Origin of the sequence: Streptomyces sp. NPDC057002 (genome assembly GCF_042673825.1) — a bacterium.
In the GTDB taxonomy this organism is placed as follows: domain Bacteria; phylum Actinomycetota; class Actinomycetes; order Streptomycetales; family Streptomycetaceae; genus Streptomyces.
Genome location: NZ_JBHURZ010000004.1, coordinates 68,051 through 90,286, shown reverse-complemented (window position 1 = coordinate 90,286; position 22,236 = coordinate 68,051). Strand labels below are relative to the sequence as shown.

The 22,236-nt window shown below is 72.3% G+C and carries 19 protein-coding genes and 2 pseudogenes; 17 read left to right on the top strand and 4 right to left on the bottom strand.

All coding sequences use genetic code 11. From position 1 onward, the window contains the following. Positions 1-29: 29 nt before the first annotated feature. On the bottom strand, positions 30-1,322 hold the full coding sequence (locus ACFT32_RS20300) for an activator-dependent family glycosyltransferase (protein WP_382490962.1): 1,293 nt from the start codon (positions 1,320-1,322) through the stop codon (positions 30-32). A gap of 245 nt (positions 1,323-1,567) precedes the next feature. Here ACFT32_RS20300 and ACFT32_RS20295 point away from each other — a divergent pair, with 245 nt between their 5' ends. The 16 genes from ACFT32_RS20295 (at position 1,568) to ACFT32_RS20220 (ending at position 17,922) form a co-directional block, all read left to right on the top strand. After that, positions 1,568-2,131 carry a PadR family transcriptional regulator gene (locus ACFT32_RS20295; RefSeq protein ID WP_328341777.1) on the top strand — a complete coding sequence of 188 codons (564 nt, stop codon included), beginning with the start codon at positions 1,568-1,570 and terminating at the stop codon, positions 2,129-2,131. 115 nt (positions 2,132-2,246) lie between these two features. Then, a complete protein-coding gene (locus ACFT32_RS20290; protein WP_382490960.1) occupies positions 2,247-3,563 on the top strand; it encodes a hypothetical protein in 1,317 nt (438 codons plus the stop codon). Between the two features lie 115 nt (positions 3,564-3,678). After that, positions 3,679-4,014: an antibiotic biosynthesis monooxygenase family protein gene (locus ACFT32_RS20285; RefSeq protein WP_382490958.1), complete on the top strand. Its 336-nt coding sequence runs from the start codon at positions 3,679-3,681 to the stop codon at positions 4,012-4,014. Then, positions 4,011-5,279, top strand: a complete 1,269-nt coding sequence (locus ACFT32_RS20280; RefSeq protein WP_382490955.1) for a beta-ketoacyl-[acyl-carrier-protein] synthase family protein — start codon at positions 4,011-4,013, stop codon at positions 5,277-5,279. Before ACFT32_RS20285 ends, ACFT32_RS20280 begins: the two co-directional genes overlap by 4 nt. Continuing rightward, positions 5,276-6,517: a ketosynthase chain-length factor gene (locus tag ACFT32_RS20275; protein WP_382490952.1), complete on the top strand. Its 1,242-nt coding sequence runs from the start codon at positions 5,276-5,278 to the stop codon at positions 6,515-6,517. The genes ACFT32_RS20280 and ACFT32_RS20275 overlap by 4 nt, the downstream gene beginning before the upstream one ends. Then, entirely contained in the window at positions 6,514-6,654 is a 141-nt protein-coding gene (locus tag ACFT32_RS20270) for a hypothetical protein (protein WP_382490950.1), read from the top strand. Before ACFT32_RS20275 ends, ACFT32_RS20270 begins: the two co-directional genes overlap by 4 nt. Next, positions 6,651-7,685, top strand: a complete 1,035-nt coding sequence (locus ACFT32_RS20265; RefSeq protein WP_382490947.1) for a ketoacyl-ACP synthase III family protein — start codon at positions 6,651-6,653, stop codon at positions 7,683-7,685. The genes ACFT32_RS20270 and ACFT32_RS20265 overlap by 4 nt, the downstream gene beginning before the upstream one ends. Then, the gene (locus ACFT32_RS20260) at positions 7,682-8,662 is read left to right on the top strand and encodes an acyltransferase domain-containing protein (protein WP_382490944.1); all 981 of its coding nucleotides are present in this window, start codon (positions 7,682-7,684) and stop codon (positions 8,660-8,662) included. The genes ACFT32_RS20265 and ACFT32_RS20260 overlap by 4 nt, the downstream gene beginning before the upstream one ends. A gap of 110 nt (positions 8,663-8,772) precedes the next feature. Further along, positions 8,773-10,014, top strand: coding sequence for a P450-derived glycosyltransferase activator (locus ACFT32_RS20255; RefSeq protein WP_382490941.1), 1,242 nt, complete (start codon positions 8,773-8,775; stop codon positions 10,012-10,014). Positions 10,015-10,048: 34 nt separating this feature from the next. Continuing rightward, on the top strand, positions 10,049-11,329 hold the full coding sequence (locus ACFT32_RS20250; RefSeq protein WP_382490938.1) for an activator-dependent family glycosyltransferase: 1,281 nt from the start codon (positions 10,049-10,051) through the stop codon (positions 11,327-11,329). 22 nt (positions 11,330-11,351) lie between these two features. Beyond that, positions 11,352-12,347, top strand: coding sequence for a dTDP-glucose 4,6-dehydratase (rfbB, locus tag ACFT32_RS20245; RefSeq protein WP_382490936.1), 996 nt, complete (start codon positions 11,352-11,354; stop codon positions 12,345-12,347). Between the two features lie 75 nt (positions 12,348-12,422). Further along, the gene (locus ACFT32_RS20240) at positions 12,423-13,412 is read left to right on the top strand and encodes an ATP-binding cassette domain-containing protein (protein WP_382490933.1); all 990 of its coding nucleotides are present in this window, start codon (positions 12,423-12,425) and stop codon (positions 13,410-13,412) included. Continuing rightward, entirely contained in the window at positions 13,409-14,239 is an 831-nt protein-coding gene (locus ACFT32_RS20235; protein WP_215119846.1) for an ABC transporter permease, read from the top strand. Before ACFT32_RS20240 ends, ACFT32_RS20235 begins: the two co-directional genes overlap by 4 nt. A gap of 128 nt (positions 14,240-14,367) precedes the next feature. Beyond that, positions 14,368-14,856 carry a glutathione peroxidase gene (locus tag ACFT32_RS20230; protein WP_382490930.1) on the top strand — a complete coding sequence of 163 codons (489 nt, stop codon included), beginning with the start codon at positions 14,368-14,370 and terminating at the stop codon, positions 14,854-14,856. A gap of 23 nt (positions 14,857-14,879) precedes the next feature. Then, entirely contained in the window at positions 14,880-17,165 is a 2,286-nt protein-coding gene (locus ACFT32_RS20225; protein ID WP_382490927.1) for an ATP-binding cassette domain-containing protein, read from the top strand. A 157-nt stretch (positions 17,166-17,322) separates the two neighbouring features. After that, positions 17,323-17,922, top strand: coding sequence for a PadR family transcriptional regulator (locus ACFT32_RS20220; protein WP_382490925.1), 600 nt, complete (start codon positions 17,323-17,325; stop codon positions 17,920-17,922). Positions 17,923-18,095: 173 nt separating this feature from the next. Here ACFT32_RS20220 and ACFT32_RS20215 read toward each other — a convergent pair whose 3' ends face one another. Further along, entirely contained in the window at positions 18,096-19,502 is a 1,407-nt protein-coding gene (locus tag ACFT32_RS20215) for a glutamate decarboxylase (RefSeq protein WP_382490922.1), read from the bottom strand. 52 nt (positions 19,503-19,554) lie between these two features. Continuing rightward, positions 19,555-20,841 carry an ion channel protein gene (locus tag ACFT32_RS20210; protein ID WP_382490921.1) on the bottom strand — a complete coding sequence of 429 codons (1,287 nt, stop codon included), beginning with the start codon at positions 20,839-20,841 and terminating at the stop codon, positions 19,555-19,557. A 139-nt stretch (positions 20,842-20,980) separates the two neighbouring features. Here ACFT32_RS20210 and ACFT32_RS20205 point away from each other — a divergent pair. After that, positions 20,981-21,740: pseudogene (locus ACFT32_RS20205) on the top strand (MerR family transcriptional regulator). Between the two features lie 25 nt (positions 21,741-21,765). Here ACFT32_RS20205 and ACFT32_RS20200 read toward each other — a convergent pair. Further along, positions 21,766-22,131: pseudogene (locus ACFT32_RS20200) on the bottom strand (YbjQ family protein). Positions 22,132-22,236: the final 105 nt, after the last annotated feature.

Sequence of the window (22,236 nt, the reverse complement as noted above, 5' to 3'; positions counted from 1 at the left end):
CCCGGGCGTGTGCGGGTGCGGCGCGCCGGTCACCGGCGGCGGTGCTCGACGGCCAGGCGCTCCAGCGTGGGGACGACCTGCGCGGGGGCGGGTGCGGCGAGCGCCTCACGCCGCAGGGCCTCGGCGTTGCGCTTGAAGACCGGCTCCTCGAGCAGACGGACGAGCAGCTCGCGCAGTCCCTTCGCGCTGAGCTTGCCCGGCACAAAGAGCCCGGCCTGGCGCTCTTCCAGGTAGCGGGACTTGTTGATGGTGTCCCAGACGCCGTCGACGACGATGAGCTGGGGCACGGCGTGGATCATCGCCGTGCCGAAGCTGCCGGACCCGCCGTGGTGGATCACCGCGTCGCAGGTGGGCAGCAGCGCGTCGAGCGGGACGAAGTCCACGGCCCGCACGTTGTCCGGCAGGGTGTCGAAGTCCGTCAGCTGCTTCTCGTTGAGCGTGGCGACGACCTCGACGTCCTCGAGCCCCGCGACGGCCTCCAGCAGGTCCCCGATGGAGGCCCGGTCGGCGCCGAGCACCTCGCGGTGCGCCACACCCAGGGTGATGCACACCCGGCGTCCCTTGCGCGGCGGCTCCTGGAGCCACTGCGGCACCGTGGACTGCCCGTTGTACGGCACGTACCGCATCGGCACGTAGTGCAGGTCCACCGGCAGCCGCATGGACGCCGGCAGCGGGCAGACGGTGAAGTCGCCCGTCACCGCGGCCTCCTCGAAGGAGGCGCCGTGCCGCTCCAGGCTCCAGGTGAGCCACTCGCGCAGCGGGTCGTCCCGCAGCTCCGGCGGCCGCGCGGCCAGCTGCCCGAGGAAGGTCTCGCGCATCAGACCCGCCAGGTCGAGCCCGAACAGCAGCCGGCCGTGTGCCGTCCCGGTGGCCATGGCGGCGATCGCGCCGGCGAAGGTCATGGTGTCCCACAGGACCAGGTCCGGCTTCCAGGAGCGGCAGTGCTCCACCAGCTCGTCGACCATCTGGTCCGAGCAGCAGTTCTGGAAGACGACCGAGGTCATGGCCGTGAACACACCGAGTGTGTAGTCCGGCGTGAGCCGCTCGGGCCGGGTCTCGCTCATGTCGAGACCGACCTGCGCCTGGCTCTCCAGCTGGTCGACGTCCTGGCCGATGTTCTCCTGGGTTTCCTGCATCTGCTCGTCGAGATGCAGTTCCTCCCCGACGCCGACGGCGGTCAGCCCCGTCTTGGTGATCTCGTCGGCGAGATCGGGATGACTGGCGATCCTGACGTCGTGGCCCGCTGCCTTCAGGGCCCAGGCGAGTGTCACCTGGGCATGCATGTGCGACTTGGCGGCGAAGGTGGTGAAGAGTACCCGCATCCCAACCCCTGTTCCGGCGAACGACCCTTTGCGATGGGCCTCCACCCTCGGACCGTGACCTCGTACGGGAGTCGAGAGTCGTTGCAGCGGCGCTCGATCCGGGGCGTATCGCGCGGTCCTTCCCTCCCGCGCTCGCGGAGAACAGCAGGTCATGTACTACCGTGGGATCAGCCGGCGGGGCCCGGCCGATGGGCGGAGCGCCGGGTGCCGGTCCGCCCCCGTGAGGGAGATTCAGCAGGGAGACGATGTCTGCCACGAGATTGCTCGTCCTGGGGGTCGTGCGCATGCACGGCCGGGCGCACGGCTATCTGGTCCGTTCCGAGCTGCTGTCCTGGGGTGCCGACGAATGGGCGCACATCAAGTTCGGATCGATCTACCACGCGCTCCGGCAGCTGGCCAAGGACGGGCTGCTGAAGTCGACCGACATCCCGGACTGGCCGGGCCGGGTCGACTACGAGATCGCGCCGCCGGGCGACGAGGAGTTCTTCCGGCTGCTGCGTGACGCGCTGCGCCAGGGGAACAACCGCGCGGACATGCTGGGCGCGGCGCTCGTTCTGCTGCCCGCGCTCAGCCGCGAGGAGGCGATCGGTCTGCTGCGGGAACGCATCGCGTCGCTCTCGGCCGAACAGTCGGAGCTGATCGCCAAGGTCGACGAGACGGCCGGCGAGCGGCCGCAGCGTGCCCACATCCGTGAGCTCCTCGGCCTCTGGGAGCACGGCGCCGCCAGTCAGGCCGCCTGGACCGAGGCGCTGATCGAGCGCCTGGAGGCGGGCGCCTACGTCATGGCGGGGGAGGAGAAGGGCGCCTGACGGGGAGCCCTTCCGGCCGTTGATCGGGATCGGGTGGAGGACGGCACGCGTCCCGTGATACTCAAGTTTGCATACCCAAGATGCCGGTCCCGAGAGGACGATCGCTGTGCCGATCATGCTGACCTCGGAAGACGTGGACGACGCCTTCGACGACGAGGCCTTCATGGAGGAGCGGTTCTCCGACGTACAGCGACTGCTCCTCGGCCAGGATCCGGCGCCCGGCCCAGAGACCCTGGTCCTGCTCCCCGCCACGCGCTGCCGGCTGACCGTCGCACCGCACGCTTCCGGCCCCTTCGGCCGCTGCTTCGCCGTCCGTCTCGAACCCCGAGCGGACCTGTCCGCCGCCTGCGTGGAACTGCTGCTCGCCGATGATGGGTCCCTCCTCGGCCTCGTGGACGCCGGGGCCCTCGACGGCTGGCGCGGCGCCATCCCCGCCGGACTCGCCGCGCGGTACCTCGCCCCGCCGGCCCCCGCCACGCTCGGCCTCTTCGGCACCGGGGAGGCGGCCTGGTCCTGTCTGCTCGTCCTGCATCACGCGCTGCCCTCGCTCTCCGAGGTGCACGTCGTCGGCCGGGAACCGGACCGGGCCCGGGACTTCGCCGCCGCCGCGGCCCTGCGCACCGGCCTGCGGGTGCGCGTGTCCGAGGACGCCCGCACCACCGCCGCCCGCGCCGACGTCGTCGCCACCACCGGCGGCCACCCGCCCGTCCGGGCCGAATGGCTCGCGGCCGGAGCGCTCCTGATCGACCAGACCGCCACGGTCGCGACGGCCGCCCCGGGTGACCCCCGCGATCCGGCGATCGGCTTTCGCCCCTTCGGCGGCGCTGCCGGTCCGGCCGCCCGGCCACCCGACACGGGCCCGGCTGCCTGGCCGCCCGGCACGGGTCCGGCCGACGGCCGGTCCGATACGGATCCGGCTGCCTGGCCGTCCGGCACGGGTCCGGCTGCTTGGCCGCCCGGCACGGGTCCGGCCGACGGCTCGTCCGATACGGGCCCGGCTGCCTGGCCGTCCGGCACGGGTCCGGCTGCTTGGCCGCCCGGCACGGGTCCGGCCGACGGTCGGTCCGATACGGGCCCGGCTTCCTGGCCGCCCGGCACGGGTCCGGCCGACGGCTCGTCCGACAGGGGCCCGGCTGCCCGGCCTCCCGACACCGCCGCCGCGCCGGCCGCGTCGGCCGCATCGGCCCCCGCCGTGCGGCACGTCGGCATCGCTCCCCCCGGCGGCCGCCCCGCCGGCACCCCGCAGGAGCCGCTCCCGCTCGCCGAGATCGTCGCGGGCCGGGCCCTGCCCCGGCGCAGCGGCTCCGACATCGTCCACTACCAGGGCGGTGAGCTGGCCGGCTGGAGCGTCATCGCCGCCGTCGCCGGACTCGGCCACGCCTGGCGGCGGGACGTCGGCATCCCCGTGCGGCTGGGGCGCGGGGGCCCCTGACCGGGGGCGGGATCCAGCCGTCTTCTAGGGCGCCGCGAGGCACGCGCCGGAGGGTTTCAGTCTGACCTCGGCGTACGCGTCGCCGGACGCCCGGACGATGAGGAGCACCGATCCCATGTCAGCCGATCAGCCCGGCCCCGCCTCCGGCGGCCCGGCCACCTTCGTGAACAGCTTCACGCTTCGCACCTCCCCGGAGGAGTTCGAGGACGTCTTCGCCCGCACGGCACGCTTCATGGAGCGGCAGCCCGGATTCCTCGGCTACACGCTCGTACGCCACCTGGAGAAGCCGCACAGCTACGTCAACATCGCCCGCTGGTCCGACGTCTCCGCCTTCCGCGCCGCCGTCGGCCAGGCCGACTTCCGGCCGCACGCCGAGGCGCTGCGGGCGATCAGCACCAGCAGCTCCAACCTCTACCTGGAGCGGCACAGCGCGACCGGGGAGGCACGATGACCCGGCGGGTCGCGATCACCGGCATCGGCGTGGTGGCCCCCGGCGGCATCGGCACCAAGCAGTTCTGGCAGACCATCACCGGCGGCCGCACCGCCACCCGGACCATCAGCCTCTTCGACCCGGCCCCCTTCCGCTCCCGGATCGCCGCCGAGTGCGACTTCGACGCCGCGGAGCAGGGGCTGAGCGCCGAGGACGCCGAACGGCTCGACAGGGCGGCGCAGTTCGCCCTGGTCGCCCTGCGCGAGGCCGTCACCGACAGCGGCCTCGAGCCCGACCCCGAGACCGCCCACCGCACCGGCGTCAGCCTCGGCAGCGCGGTCGGCTGCACCCAGAAACTCGAAGAGGAGTACCTGGCCCTCAGCGGCGGCGGACAGGAGTGGCTGGTCGACCACACCGCCGCCGGCGCCCATCTCTACGACCACTTCGTGCCCAGCTCCATGGCCGCCGAGCTCGCCTGGGAAGCCGGCGCCGAAGGCCCCTGCACCGTCGTCTCGGCCGGCTGCACCTCCGGCCTCGACTCGGTCGGGCACGCGGTCGCCCTCATCCGCGAGGGCATGGCCGACGTGATGATCGCCGGGGCCACCGACGCCCCCATCTCCCCGATCACCGTGGCCTGCTTCGACGCCATCCGGGCCACCTCGCCCCGCAACGACGACCCGGCGACCGCGCTGCGCCCCTTCGACCGCACCCGCAACGGCTTCGTCCTCGGCGAGGGCGCCGCCGTCCTGGTCCTCGAGGAACTCACCGCGGCCCGGGCCCGGGGCGCCCATGTGTACGCCGAGATCGCCGGCTACGCCTCCCGCGGCAACGCGTACCACATGACCGGTCTGCGCACCGACGGACGCGAGCTGGCCGCCGCCGTCGACGCCGCCCTCGACGAGGCCCGCCTCGGCCCCGACGCGCTCGGCTACGTCAACGCCCATGGCACCGCCACCAAGCAGAACGACGTGCACGAGACCGCCGCCCTCAAACGCAGCCTCGGGGCAGCGGCCCACCGGGTCCCGGTCAGCTCCATCAAGTCGATGATCGGGCACTCGCTGGGCGCCATCGGCTCCATCGAGGTCGCCGCCACCGCGCTGGCCCTCGAACACGGCGTCATCCCGCCCACCGCGAACCTGACCGACCCCGACCCCGAACTCGACCTGGACTACGTCCCCCTGCACGCCAGGGAGCGCGACATCGCGGCCGCGCTCACCGTGGGCAGCGGCTTCGGCGGCTTCCAGAGCGCCATGGTGCTGCGCCGGCCCGAGGGGCGGGCCGCATGACCCCCGTCGTGGTCACGGGCATCGGGGTGGTCGCCCCCACCGGCATCGGACTCGACGCCTACTGGGCGGCGACACTGCGCGGCGAGGACGGCATCCGGCGCGTCCAGGCGTTCGACCCCGCCCGCTATCCCACGCGGCATGCGGGCGAGGTGACCGGGTTCGAGGCGGGCGAGCACCTGCCCAGCCGGCTGATCCCGCAGACCGACCGCATGACCCAGTTCGCCCTGGCCGCGGCCGACTGGGCCGTCGCCGACGCCGGCATCGACCTCGACTCCGTGCCGTCGCTGGCACGCGGCGTCGTCACGGCCGGCGCCTCCGGCGGCTTCGGCTTCGGCCAGCGCGAACTGCAGCACCTGTGGGGCGAGTCCCCCAAGAAGGTCAGCGCCTACATGTCCTTCGCGTGGTTCTACGCCGTCAACACCGGCCAGATCTCCATCCGGCACGGCATGAACGGGCCGACCGGCGTCTTCGTCGGCGAGCAGGCCGGGGGCCTGGACGCCCTCGCGCACGCCGGACGCCAGATCCGCTCCGGGGCGCAACTGATGATCTCCGGCGGCATGGACTGCTCCCTGTGCCCGTACGGCATGGCCGCCCAACTGGCCGGCGGACGGCTCACCGCCGACGCCTACCTGCCCTTCGACGACCGGGCCTCCGGTCATCTGCCCGGCGAGGGCGGCGCGCTGCTCACCCTGGAGAGCGCCGAAGGGGCTCGTGCCCGGGGGCGTCACCCCTACGGCGAGATCGCCGGTTTCGGCGCCACCTTCGATCCGCGCCCCGGGTCGGGGCGGCCCCCGACCCTGCGGCGGGCGATCGAGCAGGCGCTCGCCGACGCCGGAGCCGATCCGCGGGACATCGCCGTCGTGTTCGCCGACGGCGCGGGCGTGCCCGAACTCGACGCGGCCGAGGCAGAGGCGCTGACCGCGGTCTTCGGGGCGGGCGGAGTCCCGGTCACCGTGCCCAAGACGGCCACCGGCCGGCTCTACTCGGGCGCCGGTCCGCTGGACGTGGTGACCGCCTTGCTGACCCTGCGCGACGGGCTCGCCCCGCCCACGGTCAACGTCACCCGGGTTCCCGACGCCTACGGCCTCGACCTCGTCGTCGGCCGGCCCCGGCCGGTCACCGGCACCGCGGCCCTGGTCCTGGCCCGCGGCCACCACGGCTTCAACAGCGCCATGGTCGTACGGGCCCCCGCGCCCGCCGCAGCGATCGCGGGGTCCGGGCGGAAGGTGGCGGCGTGAACGGCGGCGAGCTGTACATCCGGGCGACCGGGACCTGGCTGCCGCCCGTCGAGCGGGTGGCGGACGCGGTCGCGGACGAGCGCTTCACGTCCGCCGATGCCCTGGCGTCCCCGTCCGGGGAGAGGGTGGCGGCATGAACGGCGGCGAGCTGTACATCCGGGCGACCGGGACCTGGCTGCCGCCGGTCGAACGCGTCGCGGACGCGGTCGCGGACGGGCGGTGCGACGCCGCCGTCGCCCGCTCCACACGGATGGAGTCGGTGACGGTCTCCGCGGGGGAGCCCGCTCCCGAGATGGCGGCTCGGGCCGCCCGGACCGCGCTGGAGCGGGCCGCCGCCGAACCGGGCGACATCGACCTGGTGCTGCACGCCAGCTTCTACTACCAGGGCTTCGACCTGTGGGCCCCCGCCTCCTACGTCCAGCGGACCGCCGTCGGCAACCAGTGCCCCGCGCTGGAGGTCCGGCAGGTCTCCAACGGCGGCATGGCGGCCCTCGATCTGGCCTGGGCCTACCTGGCCGCCGACCCCGCCCGGGTCGCGGCCCTGGTGACCACCGGCGACCGGTTCTGCCCGCCGGGCTTCGACCGGTGGCGCAGCGACCCCGGAACCGTCTACGGCGACGGCGGCACCGCCCTCGTTCTCTCGCGGCACTCCGGTTTCGCCCGGGTCCGCAGCGTCGCGACCGTCTCCGCGCCCGACCTGGAGGGCATGCACCGCGGCGACGACCCGTTCGGCCCCGCCCCGTTCAGCCACCGCGAGGTCGTCGATCTGGAGGCGCACAAGCGGGACTTCCTGGCCCGCCACGGAGTGGCCCCGACCGTCGCCCGGGTCGCCGCCGCGCAGGAGTCCGTCGTCAAGCAGGCGCTCGCCGACGCTGGGCTCGGCCTCGCGGACATCGACCGGTTCGTGCTGCCGCACCTCGGCCACCGCAGGCTGCACGTCGCCTACTTCGCCAAGTTCGGCATCGACCCCGAGCGCACCACCTGGTCCTGGAGCCGGACGATCGGGCACCTGGGCGCCGGAGACCCCTTCGCCGGACTCGACCACCTGGTCACCGCCGGGGCGCTCGGGCCCGGTGACACGTGCCTGCTCTTCGGCGTCGGCGCCGGCTTCAGCTGGTCCTGCGCCGTGGTCGAGATCCTGAACACGCCTCCCTGGAGGGACCGATGAACGGCACCGCCCGACCGGTCGCCCTGCTGCTGCCCGGCCAGGGCTCGCAGCATCTGCGCATGGCCGCCGGACTCCTGGACGCCGAGCCCGTCTTCGCCGAGGCGATGGACGAGGCCCTGACCGCGCTGACGGACCTCGGCGGCCACAGCGCCGGGCTGCGCGAGGACTGGCTGGGCACGGCCGACACCGCGGTGATGGACCACGTCACGCGCTCCCAGCCGCTGCTGTTCGCGGTCGACTACGCCCTCGGGCGGCTCGTCCTCGACTGGGGCGTACGGCCCGTCGCCCTGCTCGGGCACAGCATCGGCGAAGTGGCGGCCGCGGTCCTCTCCCGGGTCTTCACGCTGCGGGACGCCGCCGCCCTGGTCCACGACCGCGTCGGACGGCTGGCACAGGCGCCGCCCGGCGGGATGGCCGCCGTCGCGGCCACCCAGGACGAGGTGGCGCCCTTCCTCACCGACGGCGTGGTCGTCGGCGCCGTCAACGCCCTGCGCCAGACGGTCCTCGCCGGCCTCGACGACCCGCTGCGCGAGGTCACGGCGGCACTCGCCGACGCCGGGTTCGTGCTCCAGCGCGTGCCGGCCTCCACGGCGTTCCACAGCCCGTCCCTGGCCCCGGCCATGCGCGGGGCAGGCGAGCGGATCGCCGCGCTGCCCGTCGGCGAGACCCGCATCCCGGTGATGTCCGGATACACGGCCCGGTTCCTGACCCCCGCGGAGACCAAGGACCCGGCGTTCTGGTCCCGTCACCCCGTCGCGCCGGTGCTCTTCTGGCCCGCCCTCGACGCGCTCCTCGCGGAAGGGGACCTTGTGCTCGTCGAGGCCGGTCCGGGCCAGGGACTGTCCCAGCTGGCCCGCCGCCACCCGGCCGTGCGGTCCGGCCGCTCGTCCGTCGTCCCCCTGCTCCCGGCCCGGCCCGGTACGGCCGACCAGGACATGGCCGCCGTACGCGCCGCCGCCGGGGCCCTGGGCGTGTAGCGCGTGTAGTGCGTGTCGAGTGCCTTTGTAGGCACGCGGCCTAGCGTCGCCGGTGGCGCTTTCGCCCCTTCTTCTTCCCTCTTCACCCTTCTTCTCTCGAGGACGGTGTCATGCTGACCGATCAGACCAACAGCGAGTTGGGCCGGCATCTGCTGACCATCCGAGGCGTGCAGTTCATCTTCGGCGCCCAGGGCGACCCCTTCGCCATGATCCTGCGCGCCGGTGACGACGACCCGCTCGACCACGGGGCCCGCGCCCGCGAACAGGGCCTGCACGAGAGCAGCGTCGGCGCGTGGGTCACCGCGAGCCGCGAACTGGGCGCCCGCATCCTCGGCGACCCGCGGTTCTCCCCGCGCCACGCCGAGGAGGGGCCGCAGTCCCACCCGGGCGTCGACGTCTGGGAGAACCCCCGGCTGTGCCATGTCGTCCCGCTCGACGACGCCCGCCTCAACCTCGACCCGGCCGCGTACGCCGAGCTCGCCGAGGTATCCGCGCCGCTGCTGTCGGCCGAGGCGCTCGCGGCGCGGGCGCCTCAGATCGAGGCGGCCTACCGCGAGACGCTCGCCGCGGCGGGCGAACGGTTCGACCTGTACCGGGACTTCGCCGTCCCCGCCGCCCTGCGGGTGGTGGCCGATGTGCTCGGCCTGCCCGACGAGACCCGCGAGCGCCTGCCCGAACTGCACGCGGGTCTCGCCACCGCCCTGGACGCCGGCCACTGCCCGCAGCAGCTGGGGACCGCCCGGGCGCTGCTCACGGCCGTGTCGGGCCTGTCCGACGAGCTGACCGGCCTGGTGGAGGCCGGCCGTGCCACCGGCCTCGCCGGTCTGTCGCCCGAGGACGCGGTCGCCGTCGGCACGCTCGCCGTCGTGGTGGGCGTCGAGGTCACCGCGACCGCTGTGTGCAACGCCGTCGAGGTGCTGCTGGCGCACCCGGAGCAGTGGCAGCGGATCGGGCAGGACCCCGAGGCGGCCCCGGCCGCGGTCCGGGAGGCCCTGCGGCTGGCTCCGCCGCTGCGGTTCGAGAGCCGTATCGCCCGCGAGCAGGTCGAGTTCGACGGCAAGACGATCGAGGAGGGCCGCCGTGTGGTGGTGCTCGTCGACGCGGCCAACCGGGACCCGGAGGCCTTCGCCGACCCGGACGCCTTCACGCCCGGCCGCGGTGACGGCGACCGGTCGCTCACCCTCCTCGGCGGTCCCGCCGCCCCGGTCACCGACGCGCTGGTCCGCGTCCAGACCGAGGCCGCGGTCCGCGCCCTGGCCGCACTCCGGCCCGCCCTGCGCACGAACGCCGAGGTACTGCACCGCATGCGCTCGGCGGTCCTGCACGGCGTGCTGCGCTTCCCCGTCGCATGACCGGACCGGCCCACACCAGGGGAGGAGCACCGCGGTGCGTGTACTGCTGACAGCCTTCGCACAGGACGCCCATCTCAACGGCGTCGTCCCGCTCGCCTGGGCGCTGCGGACCGCCGGGCACGAGGTCCGGGTGGCCGGGCAGCCGGCCGCGGTCGAGAGCATCACCCGGGCCGGTCTGACGGCCGTGCCGGTGGGCGAGAACCACCGGATGGACGCCGTCATCCCGACCGTCGGTCCCGGGATGCTCATGCACCACCTGGACCGCGACTATCTGGAGAACCGTCCCGAGCGGCTGAGCCTCGACTTCCTGCGGACGTCGAACGCGATGCTGACGGCGACCTTCTACGCCCAGATCAACAACGACTCGATGATCGACGCGCTCGTCGACTACGCCCGGTTCTGGCAGCCGGACCTGGTGCTCTGGGAGCCCTTCACCTTCGCCGGTGCCATCGCCGCCAAGGCGACCGGGGCCGCCCACGCCCGGCTGCTGGCCTTCCCCGACCTCTTCGCCAACACCCATCTGACGCTGCGCCGGCGTCAGGCGGAACTGCCCGAGGCACTGCGCGACGACCCGCTGGAGGAGTGGCTGGCGTACACCCTGGACCGGCACGGGGCCGCCTTCGACCCCGACGTGGTCACGGGACAGTGGTCGGTCGACCAGATGCCCCCCGGGGTGCGGATGGAGCTGGGGCTGCCGACGGTGCCCACGCGCTACGTGCCGTACAACGGGCCGGGCCCGGCCGTCGTGCCGGACTGGCTGCGCCGCCCGCCGGAGCGTCGCCGGGTCTGCCTCACCCTCGGGCTCACCATCCGGGACACGGAGTTCCCCAACGCCGTCGACGTGAACGACGTCTTCGCCTCGCTGGCCGACCTGGACGTCGAGGTGGTGGCGACCCTCGGCGAGAAGGAACTCGCCCAGGTGTCGCGGGTGCCCGACAACACGCGGGTGGTCGACCACGTGGCCCTGCTGGCGCTGCTGCCCAGCTGCTCGGCGATCGTGCACCACGGCGGCGCGGGCACCTGGGCGACCGCCGCCGCCTACGGGGTGCCGCAGGTGGCGCTCGGCTGGATGTGGGACGCGATCTACCGCGCCCAGCGGGTGGAGGAGCTGGGCGCGGGGCTGCATCTGCACTCCGAGGGCCTGACCGTCGACATCCTGCGCGACAAGCTCGTCCGGGTGCTCGACGACCCGGCGTTCACGGAAGGGGCGCGACGGCTGCGGCTGGCCATGCTGTCGGCGCCGAGCCCCAACGAAGTGGTGCCGACGCTGGAGAAGCTGACCGCACGTCACCGGTCGCCGGTCGCGGCACGCTGACGGGACGAGGACGGGGAGACGCGTGAACATCCTGGTGACCGGTGCGGCCGGCTTCATCGGCTCGCACTTCGTCAGAACACTGCTGAGCGGCGGTTACCCGGGGCACGAGGACGACCGGGTGACCGTCGTGGACAAGCTCACCTACGCGGGGACGCTGAACAACCTGCCCCCGCACCACCCACGGCTGGCCTTCGTGCACGGCGACATCTGCGACACCACGCTGCTGGACAAGGTCTTCCCGGGCCACGACGCGGTGGTGCACTTCGCCGCGGAGTCGCACGTGGACCGTTCGGTGGCGGGCGCCGAGGCCTTCGTCCGCACGAACGTGCTCGGCACACAGGCCCTGCTCGAAGCCGCGCTGCGGCACGACACGGGCGTCTTCGTCCAGGTCTCCACGGACGAGACGTACGGCTCCATCGCCGAGGGACGCTGGACGGAGGACGAGCCGCTGCTGCCCAACTCCCCGTACGCGGCGTCCAAGGCGTCGGCCGATCTGATCGCCCGGTCGTACTGGCGCACCCACGGTCTGGACGTGCGCATCACCCGGTGCGCCAACAACTACGGCCCGGGCCAGCACCCCGAGAAGCTGGTCCCGCTGTTCGTCACCCGGCTCCTCGACGGGCAGCCCGTCCCGCTCTACGGGGACGGCTCCAACCTGCGGGAGTGGCTGCACGTCGACGACCACTGCCGGGCGGTGCGGCTGGTGCTGGACGAGGGCCGGCCGGGGGAGATCTACAACATCGGCGGCGGCACCCATCTGACCAACAAGGAGATGACCGGCCGTCTCCTCGAGCTCTGCGGGCGCGACTGGGACCTGGTCCAGCGGGTGGCCGACCGCAAGGGGCACGACTTCCGCTACGCGGTGGACGACTCCAAGATCCGCCGCGAACTCGGCTACGCGCCGCGCTGGTCGCTGGAGGACGGACTGCGCGAGACGGTCGAGTGGTACGCCGCCCACCGCGACCACTGGGACGTCCGGGAGGACGACGCCGACGGGAGGCACCCGAGGGGGTACTAAAACTTGAATAACCGGGCCGCCCTCCCCTATGCTCGCTGGGTACCCAAATTTGAGCACCCGAAAGAAGGGGCGGGCATGGGCGGCGCCGATTTGGCGATCCAGACCGAAGCTCTGAAGAAGAAATACGGCGACAAGGAGGCCCTCGCGGGACTCGACCTGGAGGTACCCCGAGGCGTCGTCTACGGCCTTCTCGGCCCGAACGGCGCCGGAAAGACCACCGCGGTCCGCATCCTCTCCACCCTGCTGAAGTACGACGAGGGCCACGCCCGCGTCGCCGGCTACGACGTCGCCACCCAGTCGGCGCAGGTCCGCTACAGCATCGGCCTCCTTGGGCAGCACGCCGCGGTGGACGAAGACCTGAGCGGCCGTCAGAACCTCGTGATGTTCGGGCGCTTGTACCACATCGGCAAGCGCACCGCGCAGAGCCGGGCCGACGAACTGCTGGAGCGCTTCGGCCTGACCGAGGCCGCCGGAAAGCCGGCCAAGCAGTACTCCGGCGGTATGCGACGGCGGCTCGACCTCGCCGCCAGTCTCATCCTGGCCCCGTCCGTGCTGTTCCTCGACGAGCCCACCACCGGGCTCGACCCCCGGGGCCGCAACGACGTCTGGGAGTCCGTCCGGGGCCTGGTCTCCGAGGGCCGCACGGTCATGCTGACCACCCAGTACCTCGAAGAGGCCGACCAGCTCGCCGACAAGATCGCCCTGATCGACAACGGCAGGGTCGTCGAGTCGGGCACTCCGGACCAGCTCAAGAACAAGATCGGCGGAGACCGGATCGACGTCGTGCTCCGCCGGTCCCCCGACCTCGAGCGGGCCGGCCGCATGATCGGCGCGCTGCTGCGGGCCGAGCCCGAGACGGACGCCGACAACCGGCGCATCAGCGTCGTCGTCGCCAACCGGGTCGCCGCACTCACCGCGGTCGCCCGCGAACTCGACGACGCCGGCATCGAGGCCGAGGACATCGCCCTGCGCAGGCCCACACTCGACGAGGTGTTCCTGAACCTGACCGGCAACGGGTCGGCCACGTCCGCCGAGCAGAGCCTCAAGGAGGTCGCCCAGTCATGACCGCGATCATCGCGCCCGAACTGCCCAGGAACCCGCTGGCCAAACTGGGCTGGGTCCTCGCGGACTCCTGGACGCTCACGCTCCGCGGACTGTCCCACTGGGCCCGCAACCCCACCCAGATCCTCGCCGGCCTCGCCTTCCCGATCCTCATGGTGCTGCTCTTCGGCGGCATCTTCGGCAGCGGGATGCAGGTCGAGGGCGGCGGGGACTACATGGACTTCCTGATGCCCGGCATGTTCGTCATGTCGATGGCCTTCGGCATCGGCGAGACCATGGCCGGCGTCACCGCCGACGCCTCCAAGGGCGTCACCGACCGGTTCCGCTCCATGCCCATGTCGGCCGCCTCGGTCGTCATCGGGCAGAGCATCGTCAACATGCTCTACAGCACCGTCGTCCTGATGATCCTCATGGGCTGCGGGGTCATCGCCGGCTGGAGCTGGAGCGACGGCTTCGCCCAGGCGCTCGGCGCCTTCGCGCTCCTGCTCCTCCTGCGCTTCGCCCTGCTGTGGGTCGGCATCTACCTCGGCCTGATCATCAAGACCCCGGAGGCGGCCTCCGCCGTCTACACCCTGCTGTTCCCGCTCGGCATCGTCGCCAACACCTTCGCCTCCCCGGAGATGATGCCGGGCTGGCTGGCGACCATCGCCGAGTGGAACCCACTGTCGTCCACCGCCCACGCCACCCGTGAGCTGTTCGGCAACCCCGGGGTCGGCGGCACCTCGTGGATCGCCGAACACGCGATGCTCATGTCCTTCGTCTGGCCGCTCGCGATCTTCGCGGTCTTCTTCCCGCTGGCCGTCCGCAAGTACCGGTCCCTGAGCCGGTAGGGACGGCCCTGTGCCGGGGTGTGAGCCGGCTAATCCCCCGGGTCGGCTCACACCCCCCTCAGCCTGTCCGCCGCCACCTCGACGGGACGTCGACCACCTCTGGAGCGGGCGAACCTAGCGTGCACGGCATGACCGTCTTCGACATCGCCATCACGGAACTCAACGGCAAGCCCGACCTGCTGGCCCGGCACCGCGGCCGGACCCTGCTCATCGTCAACGTGGCGTCCCGGTGCGCCCTGGCCGGCCAGTACGCCGGACTCGACACGCTCGCCCGCCGTCACCACGAGGACGGGCTCAGCGTCATCGGAGTGCCCTGCAACCAGTTCGGCGAGCAGGAGCCGGGCACCCCCGAGGAGATCGCCGGCTTCTGCTCCCTCCAGCAGATCTCGTTCCCGCTCACCGAGAAGACCGCCGTCAACGGAGCGGACCGCCACCCCCTCTACGCCGCCCTGACCCCCTGCGCCGACGCGGAGGGCCACACCGGCGACGTGCGCTGGAACTTCGAGAAGTTCCTCGTCTCGCCCACCGGCGAACCCGTGGGCCGCTTCGGCCCCACGGTCGACCCGCAGGACCCCGAACTACTGCGCGCCGTCCGCGCGCAGACGCAGACGCAGTGAGCCCCACACGGAAAGGATGATCTGTGAACCAGACGCCGGTTACCGCAACCGACGAGGGCATCCAGGTCGTAGGTGCCCGAGAGAACAACCTGAAGGACGTCTCCCTCGTCATCCCCAAGAACCGGATCTCGGTCTTCGTCGGCGTCTCCGGCTCCGGAAAGTCCTCCCTGGTCTTCGACACCGTCGCCGTGGAGGCCCAGCGGCAGCTCAACGCCACCTTCCCCTGGAACATCCGGCACGACCTGCCCAAGTTCGAACGGCCGCACGTGGACGCCGTCACCCGGCTGACCACCCCGGTCGTGGTCGACCAGCGCCCCCTCGGCGGCAACGCCCGCTCCACCGTCGGCACCGTCACCGACGTCTACACCGTGATGCGCGTGCTCTTCGCCAACCACGGCAACGACGGACTCGGCCAGACCTGGCTCTACTCCTTCAACGACCCCAAGGGCATGTGCCCCGAGTGCGAGGGCCTCGGCCGCGCCCGCCGCCCCAGCCCCGAGCTGATGACCGACCCCGGCAAGTCGATCGCCGAGGGCGCCATCCTCCTGCCCGGCTACACCGTCGGCAGCGCCAACTGGCAGTTCTACGCCAACTACGAGCACCTGGACGCCGAGAAGAAGCTCGCGGACTACACCGACGAGGAGACGCACACCCTGCTGCACGGCAGCACCGGCACGGTCGAGGTGACCTACCCCAACGGCAACGTACTGGCGCTGCGCTACGAGGGCCTGGTGGACAGCTTCGTCCGCCGCCACCTCAAGCGCGACACCGGCGGCATGAGCAAGGCGGCCCGCGACAAGGCGGCCGAGTTCTTCACCGACGGCGTCTGCCCCACCTGCGAGGGCGCCCGGCTCAACCAGAAGGCACTCGCCACCCGCATCGACGGCCACAACATCTCCGACTGGTCCCAGATGCAGGTCAGCGACCTCATCGGCGTGGTCGCCGCGCTCCGGGAGCGGCTCGACACCCCGCTCGTCACCACCATCATCGAGACGCTGGAGCAGATCCAGTCCATCGGCCTCGGCTACCTCACCCTCGACCGGTCCACCACCTCGCTCTCCGGCGGCGAGGGCCAGCGGCTCAAGCTCGTCAACCACCTCGGCAGCGAACTGACCGGCCTGACCTACATCTTCGACGAGCCCAGCGTCGGCCTGCACCCGCGCGACGTCAGCCGGCTCAACGACCTGCTGCGCGCGCTGCGCGACAAGGGCAACACGGTCCTCGTCGTGGAGCACGACCCCGACGTCATGGCGGTCGCCGACCACGTCGTCGAGATCGGGCCGCGGGCCGGCGTGCACGGCGGCACGATCGTCTTCGAGGGCGCCTACGACGAACTCCGCACCAGCGACACGCTGACCGGGCAGGGACTGCGGCGCACCGGCGGGATCAAGGAGACCCCCCGCCCGTGGGGCCGGACCCTGCCGATCCGCAACGCCACGGCCAACAACCTGAAGAACGTCTCCACGGAGATCCCGTCCGGTGTCCTCACCGCCGTCACCGGGGTGGCCGGCGCCGGCAAGAGCTCCCTGATCGCCCACGCCTTCAGGGACCAGTACCCGGGGTCCGTCTTCGTCGACCAGTCACCCATCCCGCGCTCCTCGCGGTCCACCCCGGCGAGTTACCTCAAGCTGATGGACCCGATCCGCAAGCTCTTCGCCAAGGCCAGCGGCGAGGACGCCTCGCTCTTCAGCTTCAACTCCAAGGGCGCGTGCGAGGAGTGCGAGGGCCGCGGGCTGCTCATCACCGAGGTCGCCTACATGGACCCGGTCACCACGCACTGCGAGGTCTGCGAGGGCCGGCGCTTCAAGGAGTCGGTGCTCCAGCACCGGGTGCGCGGCAAGAACATCGCGGACGTCCTGGCCATGTCCGCCGAGGAAGCGGGGGAGTTCTTCCTCTCGGGCCCGCTGCGGGCCAAGACCAAGGCCCTGATCGAGACCGGCATCGGCTACCTCGGTCTCGGCCAGTCGCTGGCCACGCTGTCCGGCGGTGAACGCCAGCGGCTCAAGCTCGCCGACCGGCTCTCCGGCTCGGGCACGGTCTACATCCTCGACGAGCCGACCACCGGACTGCACCTGTCCGACATCGACAACCTGGTCGGACTGCTGAACCGGATCGTCGACCGGGGCAACACCGTCATCGTCATCGAGCACGACCTGGCCGTGATCTCCCAGGCCGACTGGGTCATCGACCTCGGGCCCGAGGGCGGCAACACCGGCGGCGAGATCGTCTTCACGGGCACGCCCGCCGAACTGGCGAAGGCGACGCACTCGCACACCGGACAGCACCTGAGCCTGTACCTGGAGGACTAGGCAGAACCAGGCGGTCGCCGCGGACCCTTGCGGACAGAACCTGACCGCAAGGGTCCGTAGTTTCGTCCTTGTCAGGAAGAGTCACTGGACGGCGCGACCGCCTTCGCGCTGGTGGCCGCGGAACAGCAGACGGAGACCGGGTCCTAACCTGGACCGCATGTCAGCGATCCGCCTGCTCGTGCTCGGCGCGGTCCGCCAGCACGGGCGGGCCCACGGCTACCAGGTGCGGGGCGACCTGGAGTACTGGGGCGCTCACGAGTGGTCCAACGCCAAGCCCGGCTCGATCTACCACGCCCTGAAGCAGATGGCGAAGCAGGGGCTGCTGCGGGCGCACGAGATCGCCCCGTCCACGGCCGGGGGCCCGCCGCGCACGGAGTACGAGATCACCGAGCAGGGCACCGCGGAGTACTTCGCGCTGCTCCGGCAGTCGCTCACGACCTACGACCAGAAGCCGGACGTGCTCACCACCGCGCTCGGCTTCATGGTGGACCTCGGCCGCGAGGAGGCCCTGGGCCTCCTCGAGCAGCGGGTGCGGTCCATAGAGGAGTGGCGTGCCACCGTCGTCGAGGACTACCTGCCCGAGGGCGGCCCGCAGCAGCTCGGCCACATCGGCGAGATCATGAACTTCTGGGTCCACTCGGCCGACACGGGCGCGCAGTGGACCCGCGACCTCATCGAACGCATCCGCGCCGGCGCCTACACCTTCGCGGGCGAGGGCGCCCCGTTCGTCGGGGTGCTGCCGGACGACTCCCGCTAGGCCGTGTCCGCAAAGTCCCGCCTGCCCCGAGACGCCCGGCACGCACTCTCGCCGCACCGGGCGAAGCCCCAAGTACATCCAGTACGAGGGACTCCGCCCGGCACGCCGAGAGCACGCACCAGACGCCGCGGGGCCCGCCCTCCGGGCGGACGACGGGACTTTGCGGACACGACCTAGTGGTGGAACCCGGTGGCCGCCTGCTTGTCGCGGGTCAGGGGGCCCGGCTGCCGGCGCAGTTCCGGGAGCAGTCGTTCCAGGTCCTGGGTGAGCAGCTCGGCGAGGTCCGCGGAGAAGCCGTTGCGGCACACCACGCGCAGCACGGACAGATCCTCCCGGTGCGGAGGGAAGGTGTACGCGGGCACCAGCCAGCCGCTCTCGCGCAGCCGCCGGGAGACATCGAAGACGTCGTACGCCGTCACGTCCGGCGCGGTCGTGAAGGCGAACACCGGCAGCTGGTCGCCCCGGGTCAGCAGCCGGAAGTCGCCGAGCGCCTCGATCCGCCCGGCCATGCCCGTGGCCACGTCCCGCGCGCACTGCTGAACGGCCCGGTAGCCGTCCCGGCCCAGCCGCAGGAACGTGTAGTACTGCGCCACGACCTGCGCGCCCGGCCGGGAGAAGTTCAGCGCGAAGGTCGGCATGTCGCCGCCCAGGTAGTTCACCCGGAACACCAGCTCCTCGGGCAGCGCGTCCGCGTCCCGCCACAGCGCCCAGCCGACCCCCGGGTAGACCAGCCCGTACTTGTGCCCCGAGGTGTTGATCGACGCCACCCTCGGCAGCCGGAAGTCCCACACCAGGTCCTCGTCGAGGAACGGCGCGACCATCGCACCGGACGCCCCGTCGACATGCACGGGGATGTCGAGCCCGGTCCGTTCCTGCACCGCGTCCAGCGCCGCGCACAGCTCGGCGACCGGCTCGTAGGACCCGTCGAAGGTCGAGCCCAGGATCCCCACGACCCCGATGGTGTTCTCGTCGCACAGCTCGGCGGCGGCCTGCGGGTCCAGATGGAACCGCTCGCCCTCCATGGGGACCAGCCGGGCCTCCACCTCCCAGAAGTTGCAGAACTTCTCCCAGCAGACCTGCACGTTCACGCCCATCACCAGATTGGGCCGGACCCCCGGGTACCGGTCGGCGTTGCGCCGCGTCCAGCGCCGCTTCAGCGCCATCCCGGCGAGCATGCACGCCTCGCTCGACCCGGTCGTCGAACACCCCACGGCCGCCGCGGGGTCGGGCGCGTGCCACAGATCGGCGAGCATCGCCACGCACCGCCGCTCCAGCTCGGCGGTGCGCGGGTACTCGTCCTTGTCGATCATGTTCTTGTCCCGGCACTCCGCCATCAGCAGCCCGGCCTCCGGCTCCATCCAGGTGGTGACGAAGGTGGCGAGGTTCAGCCGCGCGTTGCCGTCGAGCATCAGCTCGTCGCGCACCAGTTGATGGGCGGTCGCCGGGGCCACGGGCTGGTCCGGGAGCCGGTGCGTGGGCGGGGCCTCGGCCATGTCGCCGACCGGGTTGGCGGGGCCGTAGAAGGGGTTGACGGACAGCCGGCGTTCGCCGGACTGACGGGGGCCTTCGTTGAGCGGCAAGGGAGCCTCCAGGGATGGGTGCGAAAAGGGCGGTGCTGTCAGCGGAGCGGTGTCATCGCAGCGGCGTCCCGTCCTCCCGCAGCTGCATCTGCGGCCGCCCCGTCACCAGCAGCCAGGCCGGCAGCGAGGCGACGCAGAGCAGGGTGAGGATCCCCGGCGAGAGGACCAGCACCGCGGCGACGAAGAGGCTGATCCAGCCCTGCCGGGTGATGGCCAGCAGCACCCCGAGCACCCCGGCGGACACACCGACCGACGGGTGCACCCCGGACACCAGGGCGTGCGCGCACAGCCCGAGGGCGGTGCCGGCGAACACGGCCGGGAAGATCCGCCCGCCGCGGAACCCGCAGGACGCGGCGACGACCAGCGCGGCCAGCTTCACCACCGTCATGAGGGCGAACTCCCCGGCCGACCAGCCCTCCGGGTCGTGCGCCAGCTCGGCGATCTCGTCGAGCCCCTTGAACAGCGTCAGATGGCCGCCCAGGGCGGCGAGACCGCCGAGCACCACCCCGCCCGCCGGGAGCATCAGCATCGGGTGCCGCAGCCGGCGGAAGGCCCCGTGGACGTACGGGAGCGCCCGCACGGCGCACATGCCGAGCAGCGCGCCGACGCAGGCCACCACGACCGCCGCCAGCAGGTCCGACCAACCCGGCTGACCGAAGGCCGGCAGGTCCAGGTCGAAGCTCGGGTGGTCGATGAGGGTCGCGGTCAGGGCACCGGCCGCCGCGGCGATCAGCGGCGCGAAGAGGTTGTCCCACAGCAGGCCGCGCGTCTCCTGCCGGGTCAGCACCTCGGAGATGACGAGGGCCGCCGCCACGGGCGTGCCGAACAGCGCGCCGAGTGTCGCCGCCTCCGCCAGCGCCGGCCAGATCCGGCCCGGCGCCCGGGGAATGGCCTTGCCGCCCAGCCAGACCGCAAGGCCGACGTTCGCGGCGATGATCGGGTTCTCCGGGCCGAGGCTCGGCCCGCCGGCCAGCATCAGCGCGGTCGCCAGCAGCAGCCCCGGCAGCACGACGGGCGGCAGGACCGGGGCGTCCAGGCCGAGGGTGGCCGGATCGGGGCCGGCGTGCCCCGGCACCTTCCACACCACCAGCCCGACCGCGATGCCGGTGGCGACGAGCATCACGAACATCCACGCCACGGAGTACCGGCCGATCCCCAGCGCGTCCGGCACGGTCTGCCACAGCACGTCCTCGAGCTGCTCGGCGGCGGTTTCCACCCCCACCAGAATCAGGCTGCAGATCACCCCCACGGCCAGGGCGGGCAGGATCGACGGCAGCAGGGCACGGGCGGGAGTCGCGGGGGTGACGGAGGGCGCCTGCCGCCCGGAGTCCTGGATCACGGGCACACGATAAACGGATCAATCGGGACAATCAGGAAACACGCTTGCACCTCACGTGGCGTGAGGCCCGACCGTGAAGCACGAAGGAACGAACGCGAGAAGACACGCAAGAAAGACACGGAAGAAGAAGGGAGCGGAAGTGAGCTACTCCGTGGGACAGGTGGCGGGCTTCGCCGGTGTCACCGTGCGCACGCTGCACCACTACGACGACATCGGCCTGCTCGTCCCGAGCGAACGCAGCCACGCGGGCCACCGGCGCTACGGCGACGCCGACCTCGACCGGCTGCAGCAGATCCTGTTCTACCGAGAGCTCGGCTTCCCCCTCGACGAGGTCGCCGCCCTGCTCGACGACCCGGAAGCGGACCCGCGCGCACCTGCGCCGGCAGCACGAACTGCTGACCGCCCGGATCGAGAAGCTGGGCAAGATGGCGGCGGCCGTGGAGCACGCCATGGAGGCACGCGGCATGGGCATCGACCTCACCCCCGAGGAGAAGTTCGAGGTCTTCGGGGACTTCGACCCGGACCGGTACGAGGGCGAGGTGCGCGAGCGCTGGGGCGGCACCGACGCCTATCGGCAGTCACAGCGGCGCACGGCCTCGTACACCAAGGAGGACTGGAAGCGCGCCACCGAGCGGTTCGACGCGATCCACCGGCGCATGGCCGGCCTGATGGCCGACGGCACACCGGCCGACTCCGGGCCGGCCATGGACACGGCGGAGGAGCACCGCCGCTTCATCGCCGGGACGTACTACGACTGCTCGCACGAGATGCACACCGGTCTGGGCGAGATGTACGTCGCCGACCCGCGGTTCACCGCGACGTACGACGCCATCCGCCCGGGCCTCGCGGTGTACCTGCGCGACGCGATCCTGGCGAACGCCGCCCGGCACACCTCGTGACCCCTGGCCCGGGACCCCGTACGGGTCACTCCCGGGCCAGGACCACAGCGGTCCCGTAGGCGCACACCTCCGTGCCCACGTCCGCCGCCTCCGTCACATCGAAGCGGAACGCGAGCACGCCGTTGGCACCACGCGCGCGTGCCTGCTCGATGAGACGCGCCATGGCCTGGTTGCGGGTCTCCACAAGTGTCTTGGTGAGCCCCTTGAGCTCACCGCCGACCAGGGACTTCAGCCCGGCGCCGATCTGACTGCCCACATGCCGGGAGCGCACGGTCAGGCCGAAGACCTCGCCGAGCACCTCCTGCACGCGGTAGCCCGGTACGTCGTTCGTGGTGACGACGAGGACGTCGGGCTGGGGGCCCTGTCCGCCGCCTTATTCGTCGATGCCCATGGTTCACAGCTTTGACCGGGACGGCCCACAGTGCATCCTGAGTACGCCCATGGAACCTGGGCCATGACGGCCGCGTTGATACTTTGAGGCAGTCAGCCCCCAGCC